Genomic DNA, 24,639 nt, shown 5'->3' on the forward strand with positions numbered 1-24,639 from the left:
ACGGTTCTCGCAACCGGAAGGGAGATTCTTGTGATGCACACTACAGCGCTGCGACCCGCGATCGGGGTGGCGGTCACCGGCGTCGCCGATCTGCACGACGACACAGTGGTCAGCCGGTGCCTCGAGGCGCTGAAATGGCGCGGTGTGCTGGTCGTGCGCGGTCTGCACCTCGACGACGAGGCCCAGCTCGCGTTCTGCCGCGAGCTGGGCACGGTGCTGGCCCCCGGCGGCCGGGAGATCTTCACGATCACGCTCGATCCCGCGAAGAATCGGGCGGCCAAATATCTCGAGGGCACCTTCTTCTGGCACATCGACGACACCACCAACGCGGTACCCGCCAAAGCCACCGTGCTCACGGCCCGCCACGTCGCCATGGAAGGCGGCGGCACGCAGTTCGCCAGCACCTACGCCGCCTACGAGAACCTCCCCGCCGCGGACCGCAAGCGCTACGAAAGCCTGCGGGTGGTGCACAGTTTCGAGGCATCCCAGCGCCTGGTGCATCCCGATCCGACACCCGAGCAGGTCGCGGACTGGCGTACCCAGCCGACCCACGAGACGGATCTGGTCTGGGCGCGCAAGGACGGCCGCAAGTCCCTGGTGATCGGCGCCACCGCCGATCACATCGTCGGCATGGCTCCCGACGAGAGCCGGGCGCTGCTCGACGAATTGCTCGACTGGTCGACTCAGGAGCGCTTCGGCTACACCCATGACTGGACCGTCGGCGACCTGGTGATCTGGGACAACACCGGAATCCTGCATCGGGCTCTGCCGTATCAGGCCTCCTCCGAACGCGAACTGCACCGGACCACCCTCGCCGGCGAGGAGGCGTGGGCGTGAGGACCGCAGTGGTCACCGGCGGCGGCTCGGGCATCGGGCTCGCTGTCGCACAACAACTCAGGGCCGACGGGCACCGCGTCGCCACCCTCGATCTACGGCCGACCGAGACCGAGTTCGCCTATGCCGCCGATGTCGCCGACCCCGACCAGGTGCGCGCTGCCCTCGACACGATCCGCACCGAGTTCGGCCCGGTGACGATCCTGGTCAACGCTGCGGGACTGGATGGCACCGGCCGGTTCATCGATATCGACTTCGCGCAGTGGCAGCGTGTGATCGACGTCAATCTGAACGGCGTCTACCACTGCGTGCAAGCAGTCCTGCCCGACATGCTCGCGGCCCACTGGGGTCGCATCGTCAACATCTCCTCGTCGAGCACGCACTCGGGTCAGCCATTCATGGCCCACTATGTCTCGGCCAAGTCCGCGGTGAACGGGCTGACGAAATCCTTGGCGCTCGAGCTCGGCCCCGTGGGCATCACGGTCAACGCCATCCCGCCAGGTTTCATCGACACCCCGATGCTGCGCAAGGCCGAAGCGGCCGATCGGCTCGGGGGAACGATCGACGACCACATTCGGCGCACCCCGGTGCGCCGGGTGGGCCAACCAGAGGACATCGCCGCCGCGTGTTCCTTCCTGATCTCCGAGAGCGCCGGGTACATCACCGGGCAGATCCTCGGCGTCAATGGCGGCCGCAACACCTAGCCGCCACACCAATACACCAGTGCTCACCGCTTCCGGTGGGCACTCGAACACCTATCGAAGGGAATTCCCGTGGGACGCGTTGAGGGCAAGGTCGCCTTTATCACCGGAGCCGCACGAGGCCAGGGCCGCAGTCACGCGGTGCGCTTGGCCGCCGAGGGCGCCGACATCATCGCCGTCGATCTCTGCCAGGACATCGACTCCATTCAATATCCGCTCTCACGTCCGGAGGATCTGGACGAAACGGCTCGCCTGGTCGAGAAGTCGGGGCGGCGCATCGTCACCATCCAGGCCGATGTGCGCGACGCCGCGCAGATGCGCGACGCCGTCGCCCGCGGCGTCGAGGAACTGGGCCGCCTCGACATCGTGGTGGCCCAGGCCGGTGTTGCCGGGATGAAGGGCGAGCCGCAGTGGCAGGCCTGGACCGATGTGCTCGACACCAACCTGGTCGGTGTGCTCAACGCCATCCACGCCGGGCTGCCGCATCTGGAAGCCGGCGCGTCGATCATCGCCACCGGATCCCTCGCCGCGCTGATGGATGTCAGCAAGGTCGACCAGCCGGGCAAGGACCCCGGCGGCGTCGCCTACATGGTCGCCAAGCGCGCGCTGTCGATGGTCGTGCACGAGCTCGCCACTCATATCGCGGCGAAGCGCATCCGCGCCAACGTCATTCACCCGACGAACTGCAACACCCCGATGTTGCAGAGCGAGCCGATGTACCGCTCGTTCCGGCCCGATCTCGAGCAGCCGACCCGCGCGGACGCCGAACCCGCCTTCCACGCCATGCAGGCCATGCCGGTTCCCTATGTCGAGCCCGAGGACATCAGCGACGCGGTGTTGTTCCTCGCCTCCGACGAGTCCCGATTCATCACCGGCGCCCAGCTTCGGGTGGACGCGGGCGGATATCTGAAGTGGTACGACTACCACGCCTGAAAGGAATTCCCGCCGTGAAGGTTCGAGTCGATTCCACGCGCTGCCAAGGCCACACGCTGTGCGCGATGACCGCTCCCCAATCATTCGAGCTGAGCGAGATCGACGGTCATTCGTCGCCTGTCAGCGAGAATGTCGCACCCGATCAGGAGGAGAAGGTGCGCGAAGCAGCTCACTCCTGCCCGGAACGTGCGATCGCTATTTCCTGAGAGGACACCGCCATGACCGCCGACGATGTAGCGACCGACGAAGCACGGAAGAAACCCCGATTCTCGTTCGATAGATTCGCCCCCGGATATCGGGACGAATTCACCGCGACCACCGAGGCCATGCAGGACCAGTGCCCGATCGCCTGGTCCGACACCCACGACGGGCACTGGGTCGCTGCGGGCAACCGCGAGGTCTTCGAGCTCGCCCGCTGCCCGCACATCTCCAACGACCACGATACCGCCGGGGTGCGGCGCGGATACAAGGGCATCTCCATCCCGAAAGCACCACGGGCCAGCGGGGTTCGGGGCGGCATCCTGGAGATGGACGAGCCCGAGCATCGCGAGGTGCGCTCGGTGCTGAACCCCTATCTCTCCCCCGCCGCCGTCGCCCGGTGGATCCCGTTCATCGACGAGGTCGTGCGGGCCGCGCTCGATGAGAAGATCGAGTCGGGCCACATCGATTTCGTCGACGATCTCGCCAATATCGTGCCCGCCGTGCTGACCCTGGGCATGTTGGGTATCCCGCTCGCGAAATGGACGATCTACAACGAGCCGGCCCACGCGTCGGTGTACACACCACCGGACTCCCCGGAGTATCCACAGGTGGCGGAGATGCACCGCACGATGGGAATCGACCTGCTGCAGAATCTGTTCGAGATCAGGGAGAATCCGCGTCCCGGCCTGATCAACGCGATCAACAACGCGACGATGAACGGTGAGCCGCTCCCCGATCTGGAAATGCTGGGCATGCTCGGCCTGCTCATCGGCGGTGGCTTCGACACCACCACCGCGCTCACCGCGCACGCCCTGGAGTGGCTGTCGGAGAACCCGGATCAGCGCGAAATGCTGAGCCGGGAACGCGACGACCTCCTCGACTCCGCCACCGAGGAATTCCTGCGCTACTACACACCCGCACCGGGTGACGGGCGCACGATCGCCGAGGACTGCGAGGTCGTCGGCACCGAGTTCAAGGAAGGCGACCGGGTGTGGCTGTCGTGGGCGATGGCCAATCGGGATCCGGCGGTCTTCGAGGACCCGAACGAGGTCATCCTGGACCGACGGCGCAACCGGCACTACAGCTTCGGGCTCGGCATCCACCGCTGCATCGGCTCGAACGTGGCCCGCACCGTGTTCAAGCGCATGCTGCTCGCGGTTCTCGACCGGATGCCGGACTTCCGCTGCGATCCCGAGACCACGGTGCACTACGACACCATCGCGATCATCCAGGGCATGCGCCACCTCCCGGCGACCTTCACCCCGGGCCCGCGGCTCGGGGTCGGACTCGACGAGACGCTGGCGAAGCTCCAGGCGATGTGTGACGAACAACAGCTCGCCGCACCCGTCACGGCCCACAAGGACACCAGCACATCGTGAGCGACGAGATCGCCGAGGCATCAGGGCGGCCGCTGCCCCTGGTGACGGCGGAGAACGAGTTCTTCTGGACCGCAGGCGCCGACGGGCGCCTGCGGATCCAGGAGTGCCGACAGTGCGCGGCCCTGATCCATCCACCACAGCCGGTGTGCCGATACTGCCGCGGGCACACCCTCGGTGTCCGCGATGTCTCCGGCTTCGCCACGCTCATCGGCTTCACCGTCAACCATCGGTTCGGGGTACCAGGGCTGACCGCGCCGTACATCGTGGCGCAGGTCGCCGTCGAGGAGGATCCCCGGGTCCGGCTCACCACCAACATCGTGGGCTGCGATCCGGCCGATCTCGTGCTGGGGATGCGGATGACGGTCGTCTTCGAGCAGGACGCGGAGGTGTGGTTGCCGCTGTTCCGGCCCACCGACGAACAGCCCGAACCCGCGCCCCTGCCCACCGACGAGATCGAACCGCACCGGTTCGGTGAGCACGTACGGCCGATGATCGGTCGAGACAAGTTCGAGGACAAGGTCGCCATCACCGGCATCGGGATGTCGGAGATCGGTCGGCGCCTGATGGTCTCGCCGCTGTCGCTGACGATTCAGGCCTGCGAGCGCGCGGTCGCCGATGCCGGGCTCACCATGGCCGACATCGACGGCCTGTCGACCTACCCCGGTGGCGGCAATGTCGGCGGTTTCGGCGAGGGCGGGGTGAGCGCGCTCGAGGCCGCACTCGGACTTCGCCCGACCTGGTACAACGGCGGTTTCGAGACCTTCGGTCCCGGTGGGTCGGTGATCGCGGCGATGCTGGCCGTCGCCGGCGGCCTGGCCAGGCACGTGCTGTGCTTCCGGACCGTCTGGGAAGCCACCTACAACGAGTTGATCCGCGCCGGCAAGATCACGCCGGCGAGCGGACGGACCACCAGTTGGATGATGCCCTTCGGCGCCACCTCGGCCGCGCACACGTTGGCGCAGAACGCGCAACGACATTTCCACCGCTACGGCACCACGCGGGAGACGTTGGGCTGGATCGCGCTCAACCAGCGAGCCAACGCCGAACTGAATCCGACCGCGGTGTATCGCGATCCGATGACAATGCAGGACTACCTGGAGGCCAGACCGGTCACCACCCCGTTCGGTCTCTTCGACTGTGACGTTCCCTGCGACGGCGCGGTCGCCGTGCTGGTTTCGGCGATCGACACCACCCCGGACCTGGCCAAACCGCCGGTGCGGGTGGCCGCGGTGGGTACCCAGATCCTCGAGCGCATCGAGTGGGACCAGAGCACCCTCACCCATGAACCACAGGTTCTCGGTCAAGCCGCGCACCTGTGGTCGCGCACCTCGCTGCGCCCCGCCGATGTCGATGTCGCCGAACTCTACGACGGGTTCAGCTTCAACTGCCTGTCCTGGATCGAAGCCCTCGGCTTCTGCGGCATCGGCGAGGCCAAGGACTTCCTCGACGGCGGCAAGAACATCGCGCGCGACGGACTGCTGCCGCTCAACACCCACGGTGGTCAGCTGTCCCACGGCCGTACCCACGGCATGGGGTTGTTGCACGAGGCGGTCAGCCAGCTGCGTGGCGAGGCCGGTCCCCGGCAGGTCGCCGACGCACGCGTCGCGGTGACCAGCAGCGGCGGTCTGACCCCCAGCGGCGTCCTCCTGCTGACCAGCCAGACCTGACCCGATTCGACCGAGCCATTCCGCGCTGGCTCAGGAAGTGAACCCATGGATGTGACCGATGTGGCCCCGACCCTGCTCCGGCTGGTGGTCGGCGCCACGATGATCGCGCACGGAGTCAACCACTGGCTCGGTGGTGGCCGAATCGCCGGCACCGCCCGATGGTTCGGCGGGCTCGGCCTGCGCAACGGCGTCTTGCAGGCGTGGGCGAGTGTGTTCACCGAGATCGGGGCCGGCGTACTGCTGATCCTCGGCCTCGGCACACCGCTGGCCTGCGCGGCGGTGATCGCGGTGATGCTCGTCGCCGGGCTGCTCGCCCACCGGGCGAACGGCTTCTTCGTCTTCCACGAGGGATACGAGTACGTGCTGGTGCTGGCGGTGGTCGCGCTGGCCCTCGCTTTCGTCGGGCCGGGCCGTCTCTCGATCGATCACGCCGCCGGGATCACTGTCACCGGCTGGGCCGGGGGCGGCATCGCACTCGGCGTCGCCGTGGTCTCGACCACGGGCCTGCTCGCGCTGTTCTGGCGTCCGCGGCCCGAACAGACTGCGTGAGCAGCATAGTCGAACAGGAGGTGCGCTGATGCGCGTCGGATTCATCGGGTTGGGTAGTCAAGGTGCGCCGATGGCGCAGCGGATCGTGGCGGCCGGGTATCGAACCACCCTGTGGGCCCGCAGGCCTGCCACGCTCGAGCCGTTCGCCGAGACCGCGGCCGAGGTCGCGCGAACTCCCCGTCTTCTCGCGCAGGCCAGCGACCTGGTCTGTTTGTGTGTGGGCAACGACGCCGACATCCGCGATGTCCTGACCGGCGAGGACGGTGTGCTCGCCGGACTGGCCTCGGGCGCGATCGTGGCCGTGCACAGCACAATTCATCCCGACACCTGCCGCGAGCTCGCCGAAGTGGCTGCGACACAGGGCGTCACGGTGATCGATGCGGCAGTCAGTGGCGGTGCGCCCGCCGTCGCGCAGGGGCGCCTGCTGGTCATGGCCGGCGGGCCGGCCGAGGCGATCGATCGGTGCCGGCCGGTGTTCGACACCTACGCCGACCCGGTCGTCCATCTCGGCGAGGTGGGAGCCGGTCAGGTCACCAAGCTGCTCAACAACCTCCTGTTCACCGCGAACCTCGCGACCGCGGCGAGCACGCTGGGTCTGGGTCGCGACCTCGGTGTCGACCAAGCCCGGCTGGGCGAGGTGATCGCGCACGGGTCGGCCAACAGTTTCGCCCTCGGTCGCATCCTGGCCGGCACGCTGGCGCGCATCGGCGACCATGCTGGGCACACCCTGCGCAAAGACGTCCAGCTGCTCGCCGAACTCGCGACCGGGGCCGACGCGGACGTCGGTGTCGCGCTGACCGCCGCCGACGCCATGTTGGGCCAGATCGGCCACCCCCGGTGACTCCCCTGCGGATCGGGTTCATCGGAGCGGGCCGGATGGGCGCTCCCATGGTGCGCCGACTCGTCGGCGCGGGGCACGAAGTGCGCGCGCTCGGCCGATCCGGCGACGCGCGCAGACGGGTCACCGAGCTGGGTGCCGACCCGGTGTCGTTCACTGCCGCGGTCGGGACCGAGGCAGCCGCCGTCGTGGTCTGTGTGTTCACCGATGACCAGGTCCGAGCGGTCTGCCTCGACACTCCCCTGTTGGCGAGCATGCCGGGCGGCTCGGTACTCATCGTGCACACCACCGGCAGCCCGCGAACCGCCGAAGATCTCGCCACGCAGGCCGCCACCCGCGACATCCGAGTGGTGGACGCGCCCGTCAGCGGCGGACCGCCCGACATCGACGCGGGCACCCTGACGCTGTTCGTCGGCGGCACCGAGGATGCCGTCACCCGCGCCCGGCCCGTCTTGGAGTGTTACGGCGGCCCGGTGCTGCCCGTGGGTCCAGTCGGTTCGGGGCAGCGGGTGAAGCTGGTCAACAACGCGCTCTTCGCGGCCCAGCTCGGCCTGATCACCGAAGCCGTGCGACTCGCGACCCGGCTCGGCATCGACGAAGCGACCCTGCTGTCGGCCCTGCAGCACGCCAGTGGAGCCAGCCGCGCCGCCGCGACGGTGGCGGCCAAGGGTTCGGTGACCGCGTTCAACGCCTCGGTCGGCGAGTTCATCCGCAAGGACGTGGCGGCGGTTCGCGCGCTGGCCGCCGAACTCGGTGCGACCATGGGCACACTCGACAGCGCGATCAGCGCGCAATTTCCCGACACCGAGCGCAAGTCGTGATCGTCGCCGGGACCGCCCGCACCCGGCGCGGTCCCGGCGACGATCAGCGGCTCATCGAACCGGTGCGGCAGCATCGTCATCGAGCGGAATCCGGCTCTGCGACAGTCGTTCCCCGAGTTGGTCCAGGTCGTAGGACTGGCGGGCCATCCAGAAGCGCAGGACACCGGTCAACGAGTAGCGCACGAACAACGCCGCGCCGACGACGCTGAGCGCCACGCCGACGAGCGCGAGCACCACCGCGTCGCGCTGGGCGAGCGGATCGGAGGTGTTGTGCGCCAGGAAGTAGGCCAGCACGGCCAGCGCCGGGCCGGACACCATCAGGCCCGCGCCGATGCGCAACCAGAGACTGCCCCGGCCCGCCGCGGGATCGGGGATCTTCAATTCGGCCAGTTCGCGGGCGAAGCGGTCGGCACGTGTTTCGGTCATCACTGACTTCCTAGGTAGAGTGCGGCCAGTTGGCGACGGAGTTCGTCGTCTGCCGGCCCTTGGTATTCGATGCGGCCGCGCACCAGCACGGCCGCGTGGTCGGCGATGTCGAGGACGGCGGCGGCGAACTGCTCGACGACCAGCACCGCCACGCCCTGCCGGGCGATCTCGGCGACCTGTTCGTAGAGCCGCTCGACCACCAAGGGGGCCAATCCCATCGAGAGTTCGTCGAGCAGCAGCACGGCCGGGTCGGTGGCCAATCCCCGTGCCAGCGCGAGCATCTGCTGCTCACCGCCCGACATCGTGCCGGCGATCTGGTCGGCACGCTGTGCGAGGATCGGGAATCGGTGGAACGCGACCTCTTCGATCTCGTCGTAGGTCTTGCCGGTGAAGGTCATCATCAGCAGGTTGTCGCGAACCGACAGGTTGGGGAAGACGCCGCGGCCCTCGGGGATCAGACAGACCCCGGCGGCGGCGAGATCGCGGGGGTCGACCCCGGTGACGTCACGGCCGCCCAGGACCAGTCGGCCGGTCGTGACGGGCCGTACTCCCGCCGCGACGCGCAGCGCGGTCGTCTTGCCCGCACCGTTGGGCCCGAGCAACGCGACCACTGTGCCCGCATCGACTCGAAGGTCGACGCCGTACAGCACGGTGATGGCGTCGTACGCCGCGTGCACACCGTGCAATTCGAGGGTGGAGCTCATCCTTCTCCTAGGTAAGCGGCGAGTACGGCGGCGTCACGACGGATCACCTCGGGCGGACCGGAACTGATGATCTTGCCGAGATCGAGCACGTAGAGCTGATCGCAGACATTCATGACCAGGCCCATATCGTGTTCGACGAGCAGGACCGCGACGCCGTCGTCGGCCAGTGATCGCAGCAGCGCGGCGAACCGCTCGGTTTCGGTGTGGTCGAGACCGGCCGCGGGCTCGTCGAGCAGGACCACGCTGGGCCGGGCCGCCATCGCCCGGCCCACCTCGACCAGTCGACCGGTGCCGGTCGGCAGATCGTCGGCGGAGGTGTCGGCGACGTCATCCAAGCCGAGCCTGCCGAGCAGGTCGTCGACGATCGCACCGGCCTCGCGCCGATGCCGTCCGAGCTCAGCGGCGACCAGCAGATTGTCGCGAACGCTCAAGCGACCGAACAGTTCCAGCCGCTGAAAGGTCCGCGCCAGCCCGTGTCCGGCCCGGCGGGAGGGGCCGAGCCTGGTCACGTTCCGGCCGTTCATCGTGACTCGGCCGGTCACCGGTCGCCGCAATCCGCAGATCACGTCGAACAGGGTGCTCTTGCCCGCGCCGTTGGGCCCGATGAGACCGGTCACCCGGCCCGCCTCGGCACACAGCCCGGCCTGGTCGAGGGCGCGGTGACCGCCGAAGGTCACCGTGACCGCCTCAACTTCGAGTTGCGATCCCACGATCGAGCACCTCCTTGTCCGCTGTGGTCCACGGCCTGTCGATGCCGAGCCATTCGACGGGTACCACCACGGGTTCGGGCGGACGGTTGCGCGAAGTCGCCCAGCGCGGCACCACGATGACCGCGATCAGCGCGCCGGCGGTGAACACGTAGCCGTTGACGACATCGCCCAGGCGTGCCGCCCACAGCAGCACCAGCCCACCGACCAGCACAGCCATCGCGACCCGATCACGCAGGGCCGCGGCCCATTGGTGCCGTAGGTGGGCCAACGCGCCCTGGCCGAGGAACCCCCCGCTGAACGCGATGGCGCCCAGCGCGGGAACCACGTGCACGAGGTTGGTCAGTGCGGGGAACAACACCGGAAGCGCGTTGAGCGGCCCCGAATAGGCGGCGCCGGTGAACAACCCGCTGCCGACCGCGCCGAGCCCGGCGATGACCACGATCAGAAAGATCGGCAAGCCCGCGACGAAACCGAACTGTTCGGCGGTCACCGACCGCAACTGCATGCCGTAGAGCGCTCCGCCCAGTCCGGCGATCGCCGCCGACAGCGAGAACACCAGCATCTTGGCCGCCAGCAGGTTCCCGCCGAGGGTGGCGTAGGCGGCCTCACTGTCGCGCAACGCGATCAACCGTCGGCCGAGTCGGCTGCGCCGCAGCATCGCCACCCCGAACCCGGCCAGCCCGAGCACGACCGCCGCGAAGATCGTCACCTGGGTGGTGCTCGTCAATGGGGTCCCGAACAGACTGGGACCGACCAGATCCACCGATCCTTGCTCGAACAGCGCGATCCGCACGCCGAACACCTCGAACGAGGGCAGGGTGAAGATCCAGCGGTCGAGAATCACCGCGAACGCGGCGGTCCCGAGGGCCAGGTACACCCCCGACAACCGCAGCGCGGGTAGGGCGATCAGCGCGCCGACGGCGCCCGCGATCGCCATGGCGGCCAACAGCGCCCACCATTGTCCGTCGGGGCCCAGGTGCGCGTAGGCAACCGCGCCGATCCCGGCGATGCTCAACTGGCACAGCGAGATCTGGCCGGCGAAACCGGCGAGTGGGACGAACGACAGTGCGATCACCCCGAAGGCGAAGATCAGGCCGTAGGTGATCAGGTCCGATTCGCTGAGCAGCGTGGCGAGCATGACCCCGACCACCGCGACGACGACCGCGAACACCGCAGAACCACGCACGGTCGGCAGCGGCACCGGGCTCAACCGCCGATCACGCCCGCGCAGCCGTCCGTGCGGGAACAGCAGCAACGCGACCAGCAGCAGCAGCGCGGGCGCGGCCAGCCGCAATCCGGGCAGATACTCGTTCTGCGGCAGGTACCCGGTGAGATAGCTCTCCAGGCAGCCCACCACGATCGCGCCGAGGAAGGTCATCGGCAGACTCCGGAGCCGCCCGAAGATCGCCGCGCTGTAGGCGCTGACGATCAACAGCGACAGTTGCGCCGCGTCCAGCGCCACCATGGGCGCGATGAGGATGCCGCCCACGGCCGCCAGCTCGATGCCGAGCATCCAGGCCACCCGGTTGGCTCGCTGCGGATCGGCGCCGGTGAGCCCGACCAGGGCCCGGTCGTCGACGGTGGCACGCATCTCCGCGCCGGTTCTGGTCCGGTACAGCAGGATTCGCAGAGCGACGGCCACCGCGACCGCGACGATCATCGTCAGCGCCTGATGCCAGGTGATGGTCACCGACCCCAGCTGCAGTGGTCGCTGATCGGCGAAGAACCGCGGCAGCGTGCGCGCCACATCGGGACTCCAGATCCAGCGCGCGGTGAGCATCAGGCCGCTGAGCAGCGCCACGGTCATGACCAGCTTCTCGGCATCGCCGAGCCCCTGGGTCGGCGCCAGTGCCTTCGCGAAGGCCAGCCCGAACAGCGGCGCGAACACCAACAGCACCAGGGCGACCGCGATCGGTGTCGGCACACCCCAGCCCACGGTGAACTGCCAGTACACGAACGCCGACATCATGCCCGCCGCGCCGTGCGCGAAGTTGAAGACACCGGTCGTGGTGAAGGTCAGGACCAGGCCGCTGCCGATGATGGCGTAGATCGCGGCGGTACTGAGCCCGACGATGCCGAAAGCGATGAACTGCTCCATTATTTGACGTCGCTCATGCTCTTACCGACGTCGGCCAGCGTCAACGGACGGCCGTAATCCTTGGTGTAGACGTAGGGTTGCATGTCGCAGCGGAACGGGCCGGTGTCGGGCGCGAAGTCCGCGATCGTCCAGCCCTGCGGGGTCGCCTTCATCACGTTGAAGCAGCTGGGCGGCACGGTATGGGTCGACATGTCGGCGGGGGCCTGCAATCCGCCTGCGGTCCAGGCGGTTTCCTCGCGAGCCGCCTCCACGACACAGATACGGGTGAGGTTGTCGCCGCAGCTCGCCGCGGCTTTGGCGAACAACAGCCATTGGACCAGCGATCGCAGTCCGTTGTAGGTCAGGTTCCCGTCGGGTGCGTACCGGGCGAACAGATCCTTCGCCCGCTGCACCGCCGGAGCGCTGTCGGCCGACTCCAGCGGCACCGTCCCCGACAGATCGGCGAAGTTGTTCTGGGCGGCCAGCGAGGTGCGGGCGAGCTCGAGGAACGCGGGGGTGTAAGCGTTGCTGGTGACGTCGATCCAGTCCAGCTTGTAGTCCATGCTGGTCAGCACGTCTTCGAGCTTGGCGAGGCTGCGGAAATCACCCAGGAAGATCAGGCCCTTCACGCCCTTGGCCTTGATGGACTGCGCGTAGGGCGTCCAATCCGAGACTCCGGCAGCGGGATAGAGATCGGTGTAGATCAGGTCTGCGCCCTGCGCGGGCAACGATTCCCCGTACCGGTCCGCCATGGACTTCACCACCGGCGAGTCGGCGACAATGATGCCGACGGCGCCCGCGGAGTCGGGATAGGCCTCCTTGAACAGCCACTGGTGCATTCCCGTGTAGGTGTCGTAGGGGCGCGCCGAGGAGGCACCGGACCCCACCTGGAGGTCTGAGCCGGTGTTCTCGACCTGACTCACCTGGGACGGGAACTCGGGCAGGGTGCAGGAGAGCCGATCCTTGACGCCGAGGGAATCCAGCGCGGCCGAACCGCCGACGAGCGCGAAGTCCTCGCGGCAGGCCTCCAGCATCCGCTGGCGGACCTCGAGCAGTTTCGCGTCGCGCACGTTGAACGCGAGTGTCCGGCCGTTGATTCCGCCGTTGTCGTTGCACCAGGAGGTGAACACCTTGGCGACGTCGACCAATTCGGGGTTCTTGGTGAAGCCCATGTCGGTGAACACGCCGACTTCGATCTGCTCGGCGGTGACCCCCTGCGCGGGCGAACTCGTCGGCTTCCCGGATTGGCAGACATTCGCCAGATCACCGAAATCACTCGACACCGCCGCACCGCCGGGCGCCACAGTCTCTTCCACGCCGCTGCCGGTGCGGCCGCTACAGGCCGCCACCAGCACTGTCGTCGCCATCAAGGCGACCAGTATTCGCTGCGATCTCACCGATGTCCTCCTGACACAAGCTCGGCGGCCGAGCCCTGCTCCTCATCGAAGAGAGTGCCGATGTTCGACGCTCTCCAATTCGGAAATCATCTTCTCATCAAAAGAGAATAAAGTTAACGCTTTGCCAAAAGATCGCTCGCGAACTGAGGCACGCGGCGTCCGTGCACACATGTGGCGCCCAGCGGTACACCGCTGAGCGCCACACTGTTTCGACTACCTCAGCAAGCCGGCGAGGTACCGCCCTGGATCGCCATCAACGCGCAGTAGGTGGCCGCGGCGACTTTCCACTGGCCACCTTCGCGCACGGCCTGACCGGTCTGATCGGGCAGCACCGGCTCGCCGTTCATGAGCAGCGAGTAGGTGACGTCGGCATTGTCGGCATCGATCAGCTTCACCCCACCCACCGTGACCGAGGTGCTCTGCGCCTGCGGGTTCGCCGCCTGCGCCTCCAGCAGCGGGGTGAACTCGGCACCCTTCTCGACCATCGCGACCTTCTGGTCCGCTGGCGCCTTGCCGTCGAAGAACAGCAGGTAGGCATCGGTGATCGACTCGACGGTGGCCGGATCGGCGGCCGCCGCCTCAGCGGAGGTGGTGACCGCCGAGGGGGTCGACGGACTCGAAGCCTCCTCGTCGTCGGAGCCGCAGCCGACGACCGTGACGATGGCGACCGCCACGAGACCGCAGCAAGCCATCGCCTTGCGGCGCAGTGTATTTCGCATGGGTGGTACCTCTCTCCATGAGCGACGGATCACTCGATCTTCTGTTTCATCTCGTCCAGCGCCATCAGGATCGGGAACCCGTTCACGCTCAACGCGTTCCCGTGACCGGTCGAGTGCACGTCGAAGACGGACTGGATGGCGGCGTAGAAGCCCTGGACGTCGAGTGTCTGGTTGACCGCGCGCTTGGCCTGCCGCAAGCCGAACGGGGGCATCGTGGCGATCCGGCTCGCCAGCGCGCGGGTCTGTTCGTCGAGCTCCGCGCGCGGCACCACCTTGTTCACCATGCCGACCTGTTCGGCCTCCGTCGCGGTCACCGCGCGGCCGGTGAACAGGATCTCCTTGGCCTTGCGCGCACCGAGTTCCCAGGTGTGCCCGTGATATTCGACGCCGCCGATACCCATGAGCACGACCGGGTCGGAGAACAGCGCGTCGTCGGCGGCGACGATGAGGTCGCACGGCCAGCACAGCAGCAGCCCACCGGCGATACACCGCCCCTGGACCGCGGCGATGGACGGTTTGGGCACATTGCGCCAGCGCAGGGAGTACTCGAGATAGCGCCGGCTCTCGTTCTGGTAGATCCACTCCAGGGTGATGTCCTCGGCCGAGGGCCAGCGATCCTTCAGATCGTGACCGGCCGAGAAGTGCTTGCCCTCCCCGCGCAACACGATGACCGCGACGTCGGGATCCTGGGCGGCGCGGACCCACGCGGCGTCGAGTTCGTCGAGCAGGTCCGAATTCTGGGCATTGGCCGCCTCCGGCCGATCCAGGGTGATGGTCGCGATCTTGTCGGCGACCTCGTAGCGGATGTACACAGCGAGCTCCTCAGCTCCGAGGGAGACCGAGCACACGCTCGGCGATGATGTTGCGTTGGATTTCCGATGTGCCGCCGGCGATGGTGCCCGCGAAGCTGCGCACATAGCGCTCGAACCAGCTGCACGAGAAGTTGTCCAGATTCAGCGGATTGAACGGCGCGGTGACGGCGGGATGCACGATCCCGTCCGCGCCCGCCGCCAGCAGCGTCTGCTCCGCGGCGCTCTGCACCGCCTCCGAACCGAACACCTTGAGCACCGACAGCGCGGCCACGTCCTGGTCGCCGCGGGCGGCCCGGGCCAGCGCCGCCGAGCCGAGCAGGCGCAACGCCTGATTGTCCATGACCATCGTCGCGTAGCGGTCGCGCTCGAGGACGGTCTCGGGCCGGAAGTCCCTGATCAGCTCCCGCAGCCGGTCGGCGAAACTCAGCCACAGCAACGTGCGCTCGTGTCCGAGCGAACCGTTGGCCACCCCCCACCCCCCGTGCAGTGGGCCGACCAGATTCTGCGCGGGCACCACGACGTCCTCGAAGAACACTTCGTTGAAGTCCAGGTCGTGCGGACCACAGATCGACGCGAACGGCCGCCGGGTCACGCCCGCGGTGTCGGTCGGGATCAGCAGCACGCTGATCCCTTTGTGTTTGGGCGCGTCGGGGTCGGTGCGCACGAAGGTGAGCAGCACATCGGCGTCATGGGCACCGGAAGTCCAGACCTTCTGGCCGTTCACGACGAAGTGGTCGCCATCGAGTACGGCACGGGTCCGCAGACCGGCCAGGTCCGACCCGGCACCCGGTTCACTCATTCCCAGCGCCGCGGTGATCTCGGCGCGCAGGATGCGGACCGCCCAGCGCTTCTTCTGTTCCTCGGTGCCGAACGACAACAGGGAAGCGGCGATGATGCCGAGTCCCTGCGGGTTGAAGCTGTGATACATGTGCCGCTTGGACAGCTCTTCCAGATGCACGTACTGCTGCACGAGAGTGGCATTGCGGCCGCCGTATTCCGGCGGGTTGCCGGGAAGCAGCCAGCCGCTGTCGAATTGGCGACGCTGCCACTCGCGAGCCCAGCCGGGAATGTCGGCGCTCGAACCGGCCCGGTCCGCGCCGGCGACCGCCGCGTCGGGCAGGTGTTCGGCCAGGAATGCCACGAATTCGGCCCGGAAGGACTCGACGTCGGCGTCAAAAGTCAGTTGCACGGTACTCCTCGGCGATCAGCGCCCGATGCGTGTGCGCGCCGCCGAGCAGAAGCTCGCCGACCTTGGCCCGCTTGAGCGCGAATTGCAGGTCGTTTTCCCAGGTGAAACCCATGCCGCCGAACAACTGCACACCGTGGCGGAACACCAGGGATTGACATTCACCGGCAGCGGCCTTGGCCATCGAGGCCGCGATCCGGCGGCGTGGGTCATCGGCGGCGATGGTCAGCGCCGCGAAATAGGCCAGCGCCCTGGCTCGTTCGATGGCGATCTGCATGTCGGCGGCCTTGTGTTTGACCGCCTGGAACGAGCCGAGCGCGACACCGAACTGCTGACGCGTGCGCACATGCTCGAGTACCAGGTCGAGAATGCGCTGACAGGCGCCGACCGTGGTCAACGCCATCCCGGTCAGCGCGAGGTGGTGCGCACGCTCCGGCACCGCGGTGAGGCGACGGTCGTCGCCCACCCGCACCCCGGCGAAACCGACCTCGGCGATGTGCAGGACCGGGTCGAACACCGCGGTGCGCCGCGCGATCACCTCGGGTGCGTCGACGACGAACACCCCGACATCGGTGACGACCGCGTATTGCTGGACTCGATCACCGTCGAGCACATGGCGCGCGGTGCCGTTGAGCACCCACTCCGCGCCATCGCGCTGCACGGTGACACCGGTGAACACGGCTGTCCCGGGGCGACCCCCTTGTGCGAACTCCGGCGCGAGCGGCGCGAACTGGCTCATCGTCGCCAGATAGGGCGTCGGGTCGGTGACCCGACCGAGTTCCTCGAGGACGATGGCCAGTTCTACCGCGTCGGTGGCGGCGATCAATTCGGTCCAGCCCAGCTCGACATAGGTCTGCCAGAGCGGGGCCGGATCGGCGTCTTGGTCGGCGACCGCACGAATCAGCGCGGGCGGACACTCTTTGGTGAGAACGGCGCGGACAGTCTCCTGCCACAGCCGTTGGTCGGAGTCGAACTCCACAAGCATCCGGAGGGCCTCCTTGCCAGCTACCGTGAACAACCCAGCGAGAATAACATTCTCGTAGGAAGAAAGTAATAGTCTCCAAGATCGGGAGACACGGGAGGTGACCACCGATGGATATGACGTTCTCCGGTACAGTGCACCCATGTTCTGCACACATCACCCAGGACGGAGACGGCCGTGACCAGCGTCAGCGAAGAGCCCGCGTGGAAGCAGCGGGCCGTCGAGCGGTCCATTCGGGGGGCGAAACTGCGCGCCGAGCAGCGGGTGCAAAAGTTCCTCGATGCGGCGCAGGCGATCATCACCGAAAAAGGCACCACCGACTTCACCGTGCAAGAAGTGGTCGACCGTTCGCGTCAGTCACTGCGCAGCTTCTACCTGCAGTTCGACGGTAAACACGAGCTGTTGCTCGCGTTGTTCGAGGACGCGCTCGACCGCACGGCGGATCAGCTGGCGGCGGCCGCCGAGGGCAAGACCGACCCGCTGGACCGCCTGCGGGTCACCGTCGAGTTGCTGTTCGAACTATGCAGGCCCGACCCGGTCGCGCAGCGTCCCCTGTTCACCGATTTCGCGCCGCAACTGCTGGTGTCGCATCCCGCCCAGGTCAAGATCGCGCACGCGCCACTGCTGTCGCTGTTCACCGAACTGATGGAACAGGCCAAGAAGGCGGGAAGGCTGCGCGAGGGCCTCGATCCGCGGCGGATGGCGGCCGTGGTGATGCAGACGGTCATGTTCACCGCGCAGTCGGCGGGCGGCGCCGACGAGGACGTCGCCCACCCGATCACCGCGAGCGAGGTCTGGGACTTCTGCGCGTTCGGATTCGCCACGGGCGAGTAGCTGTCCGGGTGGCCCGAGGAGGCCACCCGGACCAGCTCAGGGTGCGGCCACCTCGATGACGGTCGCCGAACCCATTCCACCGCCCGCACACAGTGCCGCGACACCGAAACCACCACCGCGACGACGCAGTTCGTGCACGAGCGTCGTGATCATCCTGGCGCCGGTCGCCGCGACCGGATGACCGAGCGAGCAGCCGCTGCCGCTGACATTGACCAGGTTCGGATCGATGTCGAGCGCCTTGATCACCGCCAGTGGCACCACGGCGAACGCCTCGTTGATCTCGAACAGGCGTACCTGGGACAGCGAAATACCCGCTCGGGAAACAGCTTTCGCGATCGCCTCGATCGGAGCCAGGCCCGTGACGGCGGGATCGATGCCGACCGAGGCCCACGACCTGATGACCCCGAGGGCCGGCAGCCCGAGCCGATCACTGGCGATCGCCAGGGCCGCGGCGCCGTCGTTGGCGCCCGAGGCGTTGCCCGCGGTGATGCTGAAACCCTCGATCTCCGGATGCAGAACCTTCAGCCCCGCCAGTTTTTCCAGGGTGGTGTCCCGGCGCGGGTGCTCGTCGACCTCGAACAGTCCGTGCGGGGTCTTGATCGCCACGATCTCGTCGGTGAATCGTCCCTCGTCGATGGCGGCGATGGCGTTGCGGTGTGAGCGCAACGCCCAGCCGTCCATGTCGGCGCGGGAGATGCCGGATCTGACGGCCGCGTTCCAGCCGACGGTGATCGACATGTCCCGGTTGGGCGCGTCGGGGCGATCGGGGTGCGTCGGTGAGGTCCACGGATCGAGCCATTCGTCCTCGTCGACGCGCATACGCAGGCGCGGAGCGGTGGAATCGGAGTTGACGCCACCGGCGATGACGAGCCGGTCCATGCCGGCGCGAATACTCGCCGCCGCGGACTGCACTGCCGCCATGCCCGCCGCGCAGTGCCGGTTGACGGCAACGCCGGGCACCGTGGTCAACCCGGCGGTGACCGCGGCATGCCTGGCCAGCACACCGCCGCCGTAGCGCCCCTCGCCCAGGACCACGTCATCGATTTGGCTCGGATCGAGACCGGCGGCGACCGCGGCCACGACATGATCGGCCAGCGCGAAGCCATCGGTGTCGCGCAGCGTGCCTTTGCGTGCGGTCCCGATGGGTGTGCGCAGCGCGGAGACGATGACTGCTTCAGGCATGGGTGTTCTCCATTTCGGCGACGAGGTCGCGTCGCAAGAGTTTTCCGGTGTCGGTCTTGGGGAGTTCGGTGCGGAACACGATCGCGTCGGGCGTCTTGGACGAGCGCAGCCGATCCTTGACCCACTGCTTGATCCGCGCCTGGTCGCCGACCCCGACGACCACCGCGATCAGGCGCTGGCCCCACTCCGGATCGGGCACCCCGATGACCGCCGCCTCGCTGATGCCGGGGTATTCGAGCAGCACATCCTCGATCTCGGCGGGCGCGATGTTCTCCCCGCCCCGGATGATCGTGTCGTCGGCGCGGCCTTCGATGAACAGGTAGCCGGCCGCGTCGAGCCTGCCGAGATCGGCGGTGGGGAACCAGCCGTCAGCATCGAGAACGCTACGTCCGCCGTACTCGCCCGAGATCTGCTCACCACGGACGAAGACCAGCCCGGTGTCACCCGGTGCGACGGGTTCTCCTGCGGCACTACGGATCTCGAACTCGATTCCGGGCAGGGGCCGGCCCACCGAGCCGAGCCGATCGCGCACGAGCGGGTCGGCCGAGGTGGCGGCAGCGCGGTGGTCGGCCGGCCCGAGGACCGCGACGGAGGACGCGGTCTCGGTGAGCCCGTAGGCGTTGACGAAGCCGGTCTCGGGGAACACCCGCAGCGCCCGGTCGAGGACCGGGCGGGGCATGCGGGACCCGCCGTAGGCCAGCGTCGCCAGCGTCGGAGTGCCCGCGTCGGGGCCATCGACCTCGGCGACGATCCGGGCCAGCATGGTCGGCACCAGCATCGCCTGCGTGATCCGCTCCCTGCGCACGGTCGCCAGCCACTCGGCGGGGTCGAAGGCGGACAGGTAGACCACCCGACGTCCGGCGTAGAGGTTCGAGAGCAGGTTCGTCAGCCCCGCGATGTGATACGGCGGCACCGACACCAACGCCGCGTCGGTCGTCGCGGCAGCACCGAACTCCACGGTGTTGAGCAGGTAGGCCATCAGGTGCCGGTGCCGCAGCAACGCCGCTTTGGGCGCGGAGGTGGTGCCGCTGGTGTACAGGATCACCGCCACCGAGTCCGCGTCCCACGGCGTCGGCAGCTCCGGCGCGGCGGGCCGCCCCGGATCGGCGGCCACCAGGGCGTCGAGGTCCGCCGGCCGCAATACCAGCGCGCCGGGATGTCGGTCCAGCAGCGCGCGCAGCTGGGTGTCGCCGAGCCGGTAGTTCAGCGGCACGAACGGCACGCCGGCCAGCACCGCGCCGAACAGCGCGACCGGATAGGCCAGGTGGTTCGCACCCAGATACAGCACCGCGGAGTGCTCGTGGAAGCGCGGAGCCGCGCGCCGGGCGCAGTCGAGCAGGTCTGCCGCGGACAGCGAGCGGTCGCCGACCGTGAGCACCGATCGACTCCCCGCCGAGGCGGCCATGTCTAGGATCATGCCAATGTTCATGAGAACATTATTCTCTCAGCAAGAGAGTGCTGATTTCAAGAGAGGAAAACAGTATGCAGATCAGTGGTAGTTCCGCCATCGTGGTCGGCGGCACCGGCGGGCTCGGGGCGGCGACCGTCCGCCGCCTGCACGCCGCGGGGGCGAAGGTGGTCGTCGCCGACGTCGCCGATGACTTGGGCAAGGAGCTCGAGGACGAACTCGGCATTCGCTATGTGCACACCGACGCCACCAGCGAGGAGTCCGTGCAGGCCGCCATCGAGGAGGCGCAATCCCTGGGCCCCCTGCGGATCTCGGTCGACACCCACGGTGGTCCCGCCAGCGGCGGACGACTCGTCGGCAAAGACGGCAGCCCCCTGGACCTCGACGGCTTCCGCACCACGATCGAGTTCTACCTGACCGCCGTGTTCAACGTGCTGCGGCTCTCGGCCGCCGCCATCGCCAAGCAGGAACCGCTCGACGAAGGCAGCCGCGGCGTCATCGTCAACACCGCCTCGATCGCCGCCTACGAGGGGCAGATCGGCCAGCTTCCCTACGCCGCGGCCAAAGGCGGCGTGGTCGGGATGACCCTGGTCGCGGCGCGCGACCTGTCCCCGCTCGGCATTCGCGTCGTCACCATCGCGCCCGGCACCTTCAACACCCCCGCCTACGGCAAGGCCGCCGAGCAGCTGGAGGTCCACTGGAGCAAGCAGGTCCCCCACCCCAAGCGCATGGGCCGGTCACCGGAGTACGGGCACCTGGTCCAATCGGTCATCGAGAACGACTATCTCAACGGCGAAGTGATCCGCCTCGACGGCGCACTCCGCTTCCCACCCAAATAACAATGCCCGCAGTCACTTTCGATACCAGCCGGTGATCACCGGCCTACGAGGTGCGGCGGGTGAGGGCTGCGTCGGCGGCAACCCAGTGCTCATCCGCCACCCACAGCCGGGCGAACGCGTCGACCGCCTCCTGCGGCGAGACGCCCGCGACGATCCGCTTGATCTCCCCCGCCTGCGCGGTCGCCAGCGAGCGGGCCAACGCGCGCCAGCCGTCCTCGAAGTCCGCGCGCGCGAACACCCGGTCGACCAACCCCAGCCGTTCGGCTTCGGTCGCGTCGACAATGGTGGCCGTTCCGGCCAGCAAGACCGCGCGTCCCTTTCCCACCAGTGCCGCGAGCCGCTCGGCACCACCCCAGGCGGGCATGATCGCCAGTGCGGATTGGTTGAAGCCGATCTTGATGTCGGCGGCGGCGACGCGGATGTCCGCGGCGACGGCGACCTCGGCACCACCACCGAAGGCGTGCCCGTTGAGCGCGGCGATCACGGGAGCGGGGAAAGCCGCGAGCCGATCGCAGATCGAGCGCATGCGCCAGGCCATCGCGGCGGCCTGCTCCTCGGTACGCAGCGCACTGAGCTCTTTGAGATCTCCGCCGGAGACGAACGCCCGATCACCAGCTCCTCGAATGACCAGAGCACGGGCGCCCGCCGCCTTGTCCAGCGCCTCGTCCAGCTCGTCCATGGTGACCGGTGCGATGGCGTTGCGGGCGTGCGGGCGATTGATCGTGACGACCGCGATACCGGCCTCCAGCTCCAGCTCGACCATAAATGCATTCTCCCATTATGAGATTGTTATTCTTGTCGAGAGAGAATAGCATCGCCGATGCGATATCTCGGATCCGGCATTGGAGTCTCACGTGCGCAGCATTCCCGCCGACCTGGTGGCGGACTACCGAAGCAAGGGCTGGTGGACCGGCGAGACGATCGGCGAGATGCTGACCCACGGTCTCGCCGCCGCACCCGACACCGAGTTCCGGGTGCATTCGAACCAGCGGCCATGGTCAGGCACCTTCGGCGACGTCGAGCACCGCGCCCGGCGCCTCGCCGCCGGGCTCCGCGCTCGTGGTGTCGGGCCCGGCGATGTCGTCGCCTTCCAGCTACCCAATTGGGCCGAGGCCGCCGCGACCTTCTGGGCGTCGGCATTCCTCGGGGCGGTGGTGGTGCCGATCGTGCACTTCTACGGGCGCAAGGAGCTCTCGCACATCCTCACCGCCACTTCGCCACGGGTGTTCATCGTGGCCGAGCGGTTCGGCCGGCTGGAACACCACGCTGACCTGTGCGCGGACATTCCGATCGTCGGCGTCGTGGGACGTGACTTCGACGATCTGCTCGCCGAGGACCCGATGCCCGGATTCCTGTCCACCGATCCCGGCGGTCCCGCGCTGATCGCCTTCACCTCGGGAACCACCAGCGCGCCGAAAGGCGTCGTCCACAGCCACGAAACCCTCGGCCACGAAACCCGGCAGCTGGCCGGTCTCTACCCGCCCGAGCGCGGTAGGCAGCTCACCGCGGCTCCGGTCGGGCACTTCATCGGCATGGTGAACGCGTTCCTGATCCCGGTGCTCGACGGATCCCCGGTGAATCTGACCGACATCTGGGACCCGGGCCGCGCTCTCGCGCTGATGCGCAGCGACGGACTCACCGTGGGCGGCGGCGCGACGTATTTCGTCACCAGCCTGCTCGACCATCCTGATTTCACCACAGCACATCTGTCCTGGATGAAGTACGCCGGTCTGGGTGGCTCATCGGTCCCCGCGGCCGTCACCCGCCGGCTCGACGACCTCGGCATCACGGTCTTCCGCTCCTACGGCAGCACCGAACACCCCTCGATCACCGGGTCACGGTACAGCGCGCCGAAGGACAAGCGCCTGTTCACCGACGGCGACGCACTGCCCGGGGTGGAGATCAAGTTGGCGGCCGACGGCGAAATCCTCAGTCGCGGACCGGATCTGTGCCTGGGCTACACCGATGCCGCGCTCACGGCCGCCATGTTCGACGCCGACGGCTGGTATCACACCGGCGATATCGGCGAGCTCGACACCGACGGCTACCTGACCATCACCGACCGCAAGGCCGACATCATCATTCGCGGCGGCGAGAACATCAGCGCCCTGGAGGTCGAGGAGGTCCTGCTCACCATGCCCGGGATCGCGGAGGCGGTGGTCGTCGCCGCGCCCGACGCCCGCCTCGGCGAGCACGCCGCCGCCGTGGTCCGGCTGCGCACCGGCCACGAGCTGCCGACCATCGCCGAGCTGCGCGCACATTTCGACCGGGCAGGTGTCGCCAAGCAGAAGTGGCCGGAGGAGCTGCACCAGGTCGAGGACTTTCCACGGACCGCCAGCGGCAAGGTGCAGAAGTTCCACGTCCGGCAAAGCATCGCCGACCGGCAACCGAGCCGATGAACGACCCGCTGTTGGACGAGGGACTCGCGCTGTCGGCGTCAGGAACGCCGACAGCGCCGCTCGTCGTGCTCGAACTCGACGGTCTCGGCGATGCCTGCCCCGAGACGGTGCTCGCGACGGCCACCCGAATCCGGGAGTCGATGGCGCTCGTGGTCGGAGTCCTGCGGCGGCCCTTTTCCTCGTCGGTCGAGCCCGTCCTGGCCGCGACCACGCTGACCTTGACCGACCTACCGACATCGCCCCTGCACCCGGAGGTGGTCGCCGTCGAGAACATCGACGCCGCGCTCGCGATGTTGCGCGCCGCGGTTGCTCGATCACCGCGGGCAGCGCTCGTCTGCGGCCACCTGCTCCGGCAGACACCCGGACGCGACACCGCGCCGGCCCTGGCTGCCGAGGCCGCGGCCTACTCGATGCTGCTCGCCGGACCCGAATTCGCTCGATGGCTCCTCGAGCGTGGGCCCGCGAAGCCCGCGCCGGCTACCGATCGCCGCGTGGTTCGTGTGCGGCGCAGCGGAGACCACCTGTCGATCGTGCTGGATCACCCGCAACGCCGCAACGCGCTGAGCCTGCGGCTGCGGGAAGAACTTCTGGCCGCTGCGCAGGTGGCGGTCGCGGACCCGAGCATCGCGACGGTGGAACTCAGCGGCAACGGCCCCGTGTTCTGCAGCGGTGGCGATCTGGCCGAATTCGGCTCGGCGACCGACGTGGTCGCCGCGTATCTGGTGCGGCTGGATCGCGCACCGTGGCGGGCACTCGATCGCCTCGCCGACCGCCTCGTCGTTCGCGCCACCGGCTCCTGTATCGGCGCGGGTGCCGAGATCGCCGCGTTCGCGGGCACGGTCACCGCGACCCCGGATACGTACTTCTGTTTCCCCGAGGTGCGGATGGGTTTGGTACCCGGTGCGGGCGGCACGGTCAGCGTGGCGCGGCGCATCGGCCGCTGGCGCGCCGCATGGTTGATGCTGACCGAACAGCGACTCGATGCCGATGCGGCGTTGGACTGGGGCCTGATCGATCAGGTCATCGGCGCGGAGGGCTGAA

The 24,639-nt window shown here is 68.1% G+C and carries 25 protein-coding genes; 13 read left to right on the plus strand and 12 right to left on the minus strand.

Annotation, left to right across the window (positions count from 1 at the left end):
- The first annotated feature begins 33 nt into the window (after positions 1-33).
- The 9 genes from BOX37_RS18495 (at position 34) to BOX37_RS18535 (ending at position 7,923) form a co-directional block, all read left to right on the plus strand.
- Positions 34-837, plus strand: coding sequence for a TauD/TfdA dioxygenase family protein (locus BOX37_RS18495; RefSeq protein WP_071928756.1), 804 nt, complete (start codon positions 34-36; stop codon positions 835-837).
- A complete protein-coding gene (locus tag BOX37_RS18500; protein ID WP_071931632.1) occupies positions 834-1,538 on the plus strand; it encodes an SDR family NAD(P)-dependent oxidoreductase in 705 nt (234 codons plus the stop codon). Before BOX37_RS18495 ends, BOX37_RS18500 begins: the two co-directional genes overlap by 4 nt.
- Before the next feature lie 69 nt (positions 1,539-1,607).
- Positions 1,608-2,468, plus strand: a complete 861-nt coding sequence (locus tag BOX37_RS18505; RefSeq protein WP_071928757.1) for a mycofactocin-coupled SDR family oxidoreductase — start codon at positions 1,608-1,610, stop codon at positions 2,466-2,468.
- A gap of 14 nt (positions 2,469-2,482) precedes the next feature.
- Positions 2,483-2,674: a ferredoxin gene (locus BOX37_RS18510; protein ID WP_071928758.1), complete on the plus strand. Its 192-nt coding sequence runs from the start codon at positions 2,483-2,485 to the stop codon at positions 2,672-2,674.
- Positions 2,675-2,686: 12 nt separating this feature from the next.
- Entirely contained in the window at positions 2,687-4,048 is a 1,362-nt protein-coding gene (locus BOX37_RS18515; protein ID WP_071928759.1) for a cytochrome P450, read from the plus strand.
- Between the two features lie 8 nt (positions 4,049-4,056).
- Complete coding sequence (locus BOX37_RS18520; RefSeq protein WP_071931633.1) at positions 4,057-5,715, plus strand: thiolase C-terminal domain-containing protein; 1,659 nt, start codon at positions 4,057-4,059, stop codon at positions 5,713-5,715.
- 45 nt (positions 5,716-5,760) lie between these two features.
- Positions 5,761-6,264: a DoxX family protein gene (locus BOX37_RS18525; protein WP_071928760.1), complete on the plus strand. Its 504-nt coding sequence runs from the start codon at positions 5,761-5,763 to the stop codon at positions 6,262-6,264.
- 28 nt (positions 6,265-6,292) lie between these two features.
- The gene (locus BOX37_RS18530) at positions 6,293-7,105 is read left to right on the plus strand and encodes an NAD(P)-dependent oxidoreductase (RefSeq protein ID WP_071928761.1); all 813 of its coding nucleotides are present in this window, start codon (positions 6,293-6,295) and stop codon (positions 7,103-7,105) included.
- Positions 7,106-7,110: 5 nt separating this feature from the next.
- A complete protein-coding gene (locus BOX37_RS18535) occupies positions 7,111-7,923 on the plus strand; it encodes an NAD(P)-dependent oxidoreductase (RefSeq protein WP_071931634.1) in 813 nt (270 codons plus the stop codon).
- A gap of 51 nt (positions 7,924-7,974) precedes the next feature.
- Here the strand turns inward: BOX37_RS18535 and BOX37_RS18540 are convergent, their stop codons facing one another.
- The 9 genes from BOX37_RS18540 to BOX37_RS18580 all read right to left on the minus strand — a co-directional run bounded on the left by BOX37_RS18540 (position 7,975) and on the right by BOX37_RS18580 (position 16,939).
- Entirely contained in the window at positions 7,975-8,349 is a 375-nt protein-coding gene (locus tag BOX37_RS18540) for a hypothetical protein (RefSeq protein ID WP_071928762.1), read from the minus strand.
- Positions 8,349-9,053 (minus strand): ABC transporter ATP-binding protein, encoded by a 705-nt coding sequence (locus BOX37_RS18545; protein WP_071928763.1) that lies wholly within the window; start codon positions 9,051-9,053, stop codon positions 8,349-8,351. Before BOX37_RS18545 ends, BOX37_RS18540 begins: the two co-directional genes overlap by 1 nt.
- Positions 9,050-9,763 carry an ABC transporter ATP-binding protein gene (locus BOX37_RS18550; RefSeq protein WP_071928764.1) on the minus strand — a complete coding sequence of 238 codons (714 nt, stop codon included), beginning with the start codon at positions 9,761-9,763 and terminating at the stop codon, positions 9,050-9,052. The genes BOX37_RS18545 and BOX37_RS18550 overlap by 4 nt, the downstream gene beginning before the upstream one ends.
- The gene (locus BOX37_RS18555; protein ID WP_071928765.1) at positions 9,741-11,861 is read right to left on the minus strand and encodes a branched-chain amino acid ABC transporter permease; all 2,121 of its coding nucleotides are present in this window, start codon (positions 11,859-11,861) and stop codon (positions 9,741-9,743) included. The genes BOX37_RS18550 and BOX37_RS18555 overlap by 23 nt, the downstream gene beginning before the upstream one ends.
- A complete protein-coding gene (locus BOX37_RS18560) occupies positions 11,861-13,207 on the minus strand; it encodes an ABC transporter substrate-binding protein (protein WP_071928766.1) in 1,347 nt (448 codons plus the stop codon). The genes BOX37_RS18555 and BOX37_RS18560 overlap by 1 nt, the downstream gene beginning before the upstream one ends.
- A 248-nt stretch (positions 13,208-13,455) precedes the next feature.
- Positions 13,456-13,956 carry an MTB12 C-terminal domain-containing protein gene (locus tag BOX37_RS18565; RefSeq protein WP_071928767.1) on the minus strand — a complete coding sequence of 167 codons (501 nt, stop codon included), beginning with the start codon at positions 13,954-13,956 and terminating at the stop codon, positions 13,456-13,458.
- Between the two features lie 29 nt (positions 13,957-13,985).
- Positions 13,986-14,768 carry an enoyl-CoA hydratase gene (locus BOX37_RS18570; protein WP_071931635.1) on the minus strand — a complete coding sequence of 261 codons (783 nt, stop codon included), beginning with the start codon at positions 14,766-14,768 and terminating at the stop codon, positions 13,986-13,988.
- Between the two features lie 10 nt (positions 14,769-14,778).
- Positions 14,779-15,957 (minus strand): acyl-CoA dehydrogenase family protein, encoded by a 1,179-nt coding sequence (locus tag BOX37_RS18575; RefSeq protein WP_071928768.1) that lies wholly within the window; start codon positions 15,955-15,957, stop codon positions 14,779-14,781.
- Complete coding sequence (locus BOX37_RS18580) at positions 15,941-16,939, minus strand: acyl-CoA dehydrogenase family protein (RefSeq protein WP_071928769.1); 999 nt, start codon at positions 16,937-16,939, stop codon at positions 15,941-15,943. The genes BOX37_RS18575 and BOX37_RS18580 overlap by 17 nt, the downstream gene beginning before the upstream one ends.
- Positions 16,940-17,113: 174 nt before the next feature.
- Between BOX37_RS18580 and BOX37_RS18585 the strand changes: the two genes are divergently transcribed.
- Positions 17,114-17,770, plus strand: a complete 657-nt coding sequence (locus BOX37_RS18585) for a TetR/AcrR family transcriptional regulator (RefSeq protein ID WP_084759821.1) — start codon at positions 17,114-17,116, stop codon at positions 17,768-17,770.
- A gap of 36 nt (positions 17,771-17,806) precedes the next feature.
- Here the strand turns inward: BOX37_RS18585 and BOX37_RS18590 are convergent, their stop codons facing one another.
- The gene (locus tag BOX37_RS18590) at positions 17,807-18,952 is read right to left on the minus strand and encodes a thiolase family protein (protein WP_071928771.1); all 1,146 of its coding nucleotides are present in this window, start codon (positions 18,950-18,952) and stop codon (positions 17,807-17,809) included.
- Positions 18,945-20,381, minus strand: a complete 1,437-nt coding sequence (locus BOX37_RS18595; protein WP_071928772.1) for a class I adenylate-forming enzyme family protein — start codon at positions 20,379-20,381, stop codon at positions 18,945-18,947. The genes BOX37_RS18590 and BOX37_RS18595 overlap by 8 nt, the downstream gene beginning before the upstream one ends.
- Positions 20,382-20,434: 53 nt before the next feature.
- On the opposite strand from BOX37_RS18595, the gene BOX37_RS18600 reads away from it, so the two are divergent.
- Positions 20,435-21,199 carry an SDR family NAD(P)-dependent oxidoreductase gene (locus BOX37_RS18600; RefSeq protein ID WP_071928773.1) on the plus strand — a complete coding sequence of 255 codons (765 nt, stop codon included), beginning with the start codon at positions 20,435-20,437 and terminating at the stop codon, positions 21,197-21,199.
- A 43-nt stretch (positions 21,200-21,242) separates the two neighbouring features.
- On the opposite strand, the gene BOX37_RS18605 is transcribed toward BOX37_RS18600, so the two are convergent.
- A complete protein-coding gene (locus tag BOX37_RS18605; protein WP_071928774.1) occupies positions 21,243-21,962 on the minus strand; it encodes an enoyl-CoA hydratase/isomerase family protein in 720 nt (239 codons plus the stop codon).
- 91 nt (positions 21,963-22,053) lie between these two features.
- Between BOX37_RS18605 and BOX37_RS18610 the strand changes: the two genes are divergently transcribed.
- Together BOX37_RS18610 and BOX37_RS18615 are read left to right on the plus strand one after the other, a co-directional pair.
- A complete protein-coding gene (locus BOX37_RS18610) occupies positions 22,054-23,598 on the plus strand; it encodes an AMP-binding protein (RefSeq protein ID WP_071928775.1) in 1,545 nt (514 codons plus the stop codon).
- The gene (locus BOX37_RS18615; RefSeq protein ID WP_071928776.1) at positions 23,595-24,638 is read left to right on the plus strand and encodes an enoyl-CoA hydratase/isomerase family protein; all 1,044 of its coding nucleotides are present in this window, start codon (positions 23,595-23,597) and stop codon (positions 24,636-24,638) included. Before BOX37_RS18610 ends, BOX37_RS18615 begins: the two co-directional genes overlap by 4 nt.
- Position 24,639: the final 1 nt, after the last annotated feature.

The organism is Nocardia mangyaensis (genome assembly GCF_001886715.1).
Taxonomy (GTDB): domain Bacteria; phylum Actinomycetota; class Actinomycetes; order Mycobacteriales; family Mycobacteriaceae; genus Nocardia; species Nocardia mangyaensis.

Excerpts from the sequence above, each read along its gene's own strand:
- BOX37_RS18560 (WP_071928766.1), bottom strand. The coding sequence starts at position 13,207 with ATGGCGACGACAGTGCTGGTGGCGGCCTGTAGCGGCCGCACCGGCAGC.
- BOX37_RS18540 (WP_071928762.1), bottom strand. The coding sequence starts at position 8,349 with ATGACCGAAACACGTGCCGACCGCTTCGCCCGCGAACTGGCCGAATTG.
- BOX37_RS18515 (WP_071928759.1), top strand. The coding sequence starts at position 2,687 with ATGACCGCCGACGATGTAGCGACCGACGAAGCACGGAAGAAACCCCGA.
- BOX37_RS18525 (WP_071928760.1), top strand. The coding sequence starts at position 5,761 with ATGGATGTGACCGATGTGGCCCCGACCCTGCTCCGGCTGGTGGTCGGC.
- BOX37_RS18565 (WP_071928767.1), bottom strand. The coding sequence starts at position 13,956 with ATGCGAAATACACTGCGCCGCAAGGCGATGGCTTGCTGCGGTCTCGTG.
- BOX37_RS18595 (WP_071928772.1), bottom strand. The coding sequence starts at position 20,381 with ATGAACATTGGCATGATCCTAGACATGGCCGCCTCGGCGGGGAGTCGA.
- BOX37_RS18590 (WP_071928771.1), bottom strand. The coding sequence starts at position 18,952 with ATGCCTGAAGCAGTCATCGTCTCCGCGCTGCGCACACCCATCGGGACC.
- BOX37_RS18530 (WP_071928761.1), top strand. The coding sequence starts at position 6,293 with ATGCGCGTCGGATTCATCGGGTTGGGTAGTCAAGGTGCGCCGATGGCG.
- BOX37_RS18605 (WP_071928774.1), bottom strand. The coding sequence starts at position 21,962 with ATGGTCGAGCTGGAGCTGGAGGCCGGTATCGCGGTCGTCACGATCAAT.
- BOX37_RS18495 (WP_071928756.1), top strand. The coding sequence starts at position 34 with ATGCACACTACAGCGCTGCGACCCGCGATCGGGGTGGCGGTCACCGGC.
- BOX37_RS18545 (WP_071928763.1), bottom strand. The coding sequence starts at position 9,053 with ATGAGCTCCACCCTCGAATTGCACGGTGTGCACGCGGCGTACGACGCC.
- BOX37_RS18615 (WP_071928776.1), top strand. The coding sequence starts at position 23,595 with ATGAACGACCCGCTGTTGGACGAGGGACTCGCGCTGTCGGCGTCAGGA.
- BOX37_RS18600 (WP_071928773.1), top strand. The coding sequence starts at position 20,435 with ATGCAGATCAGTGGTAGTTCCGCCATCGTGGTCGGCGGCACCGGCGGG.
- BOX37_RS18580 (WP_071928769.1), bottom strand. The coding sequence starts at position 16,939 with ATGCTTGTGGAGTTCGACTCCGACCAACGGCTGTGGCAGGAGACTGTC.
- BOX37_RS18555 (WP_071928765.1), bottom strand. The coding sequence starts at position 11,861 with ATGGAGCAGTTCATCGCTTTCGGCATCGTCGGGCTCAGTACCGCCGCG.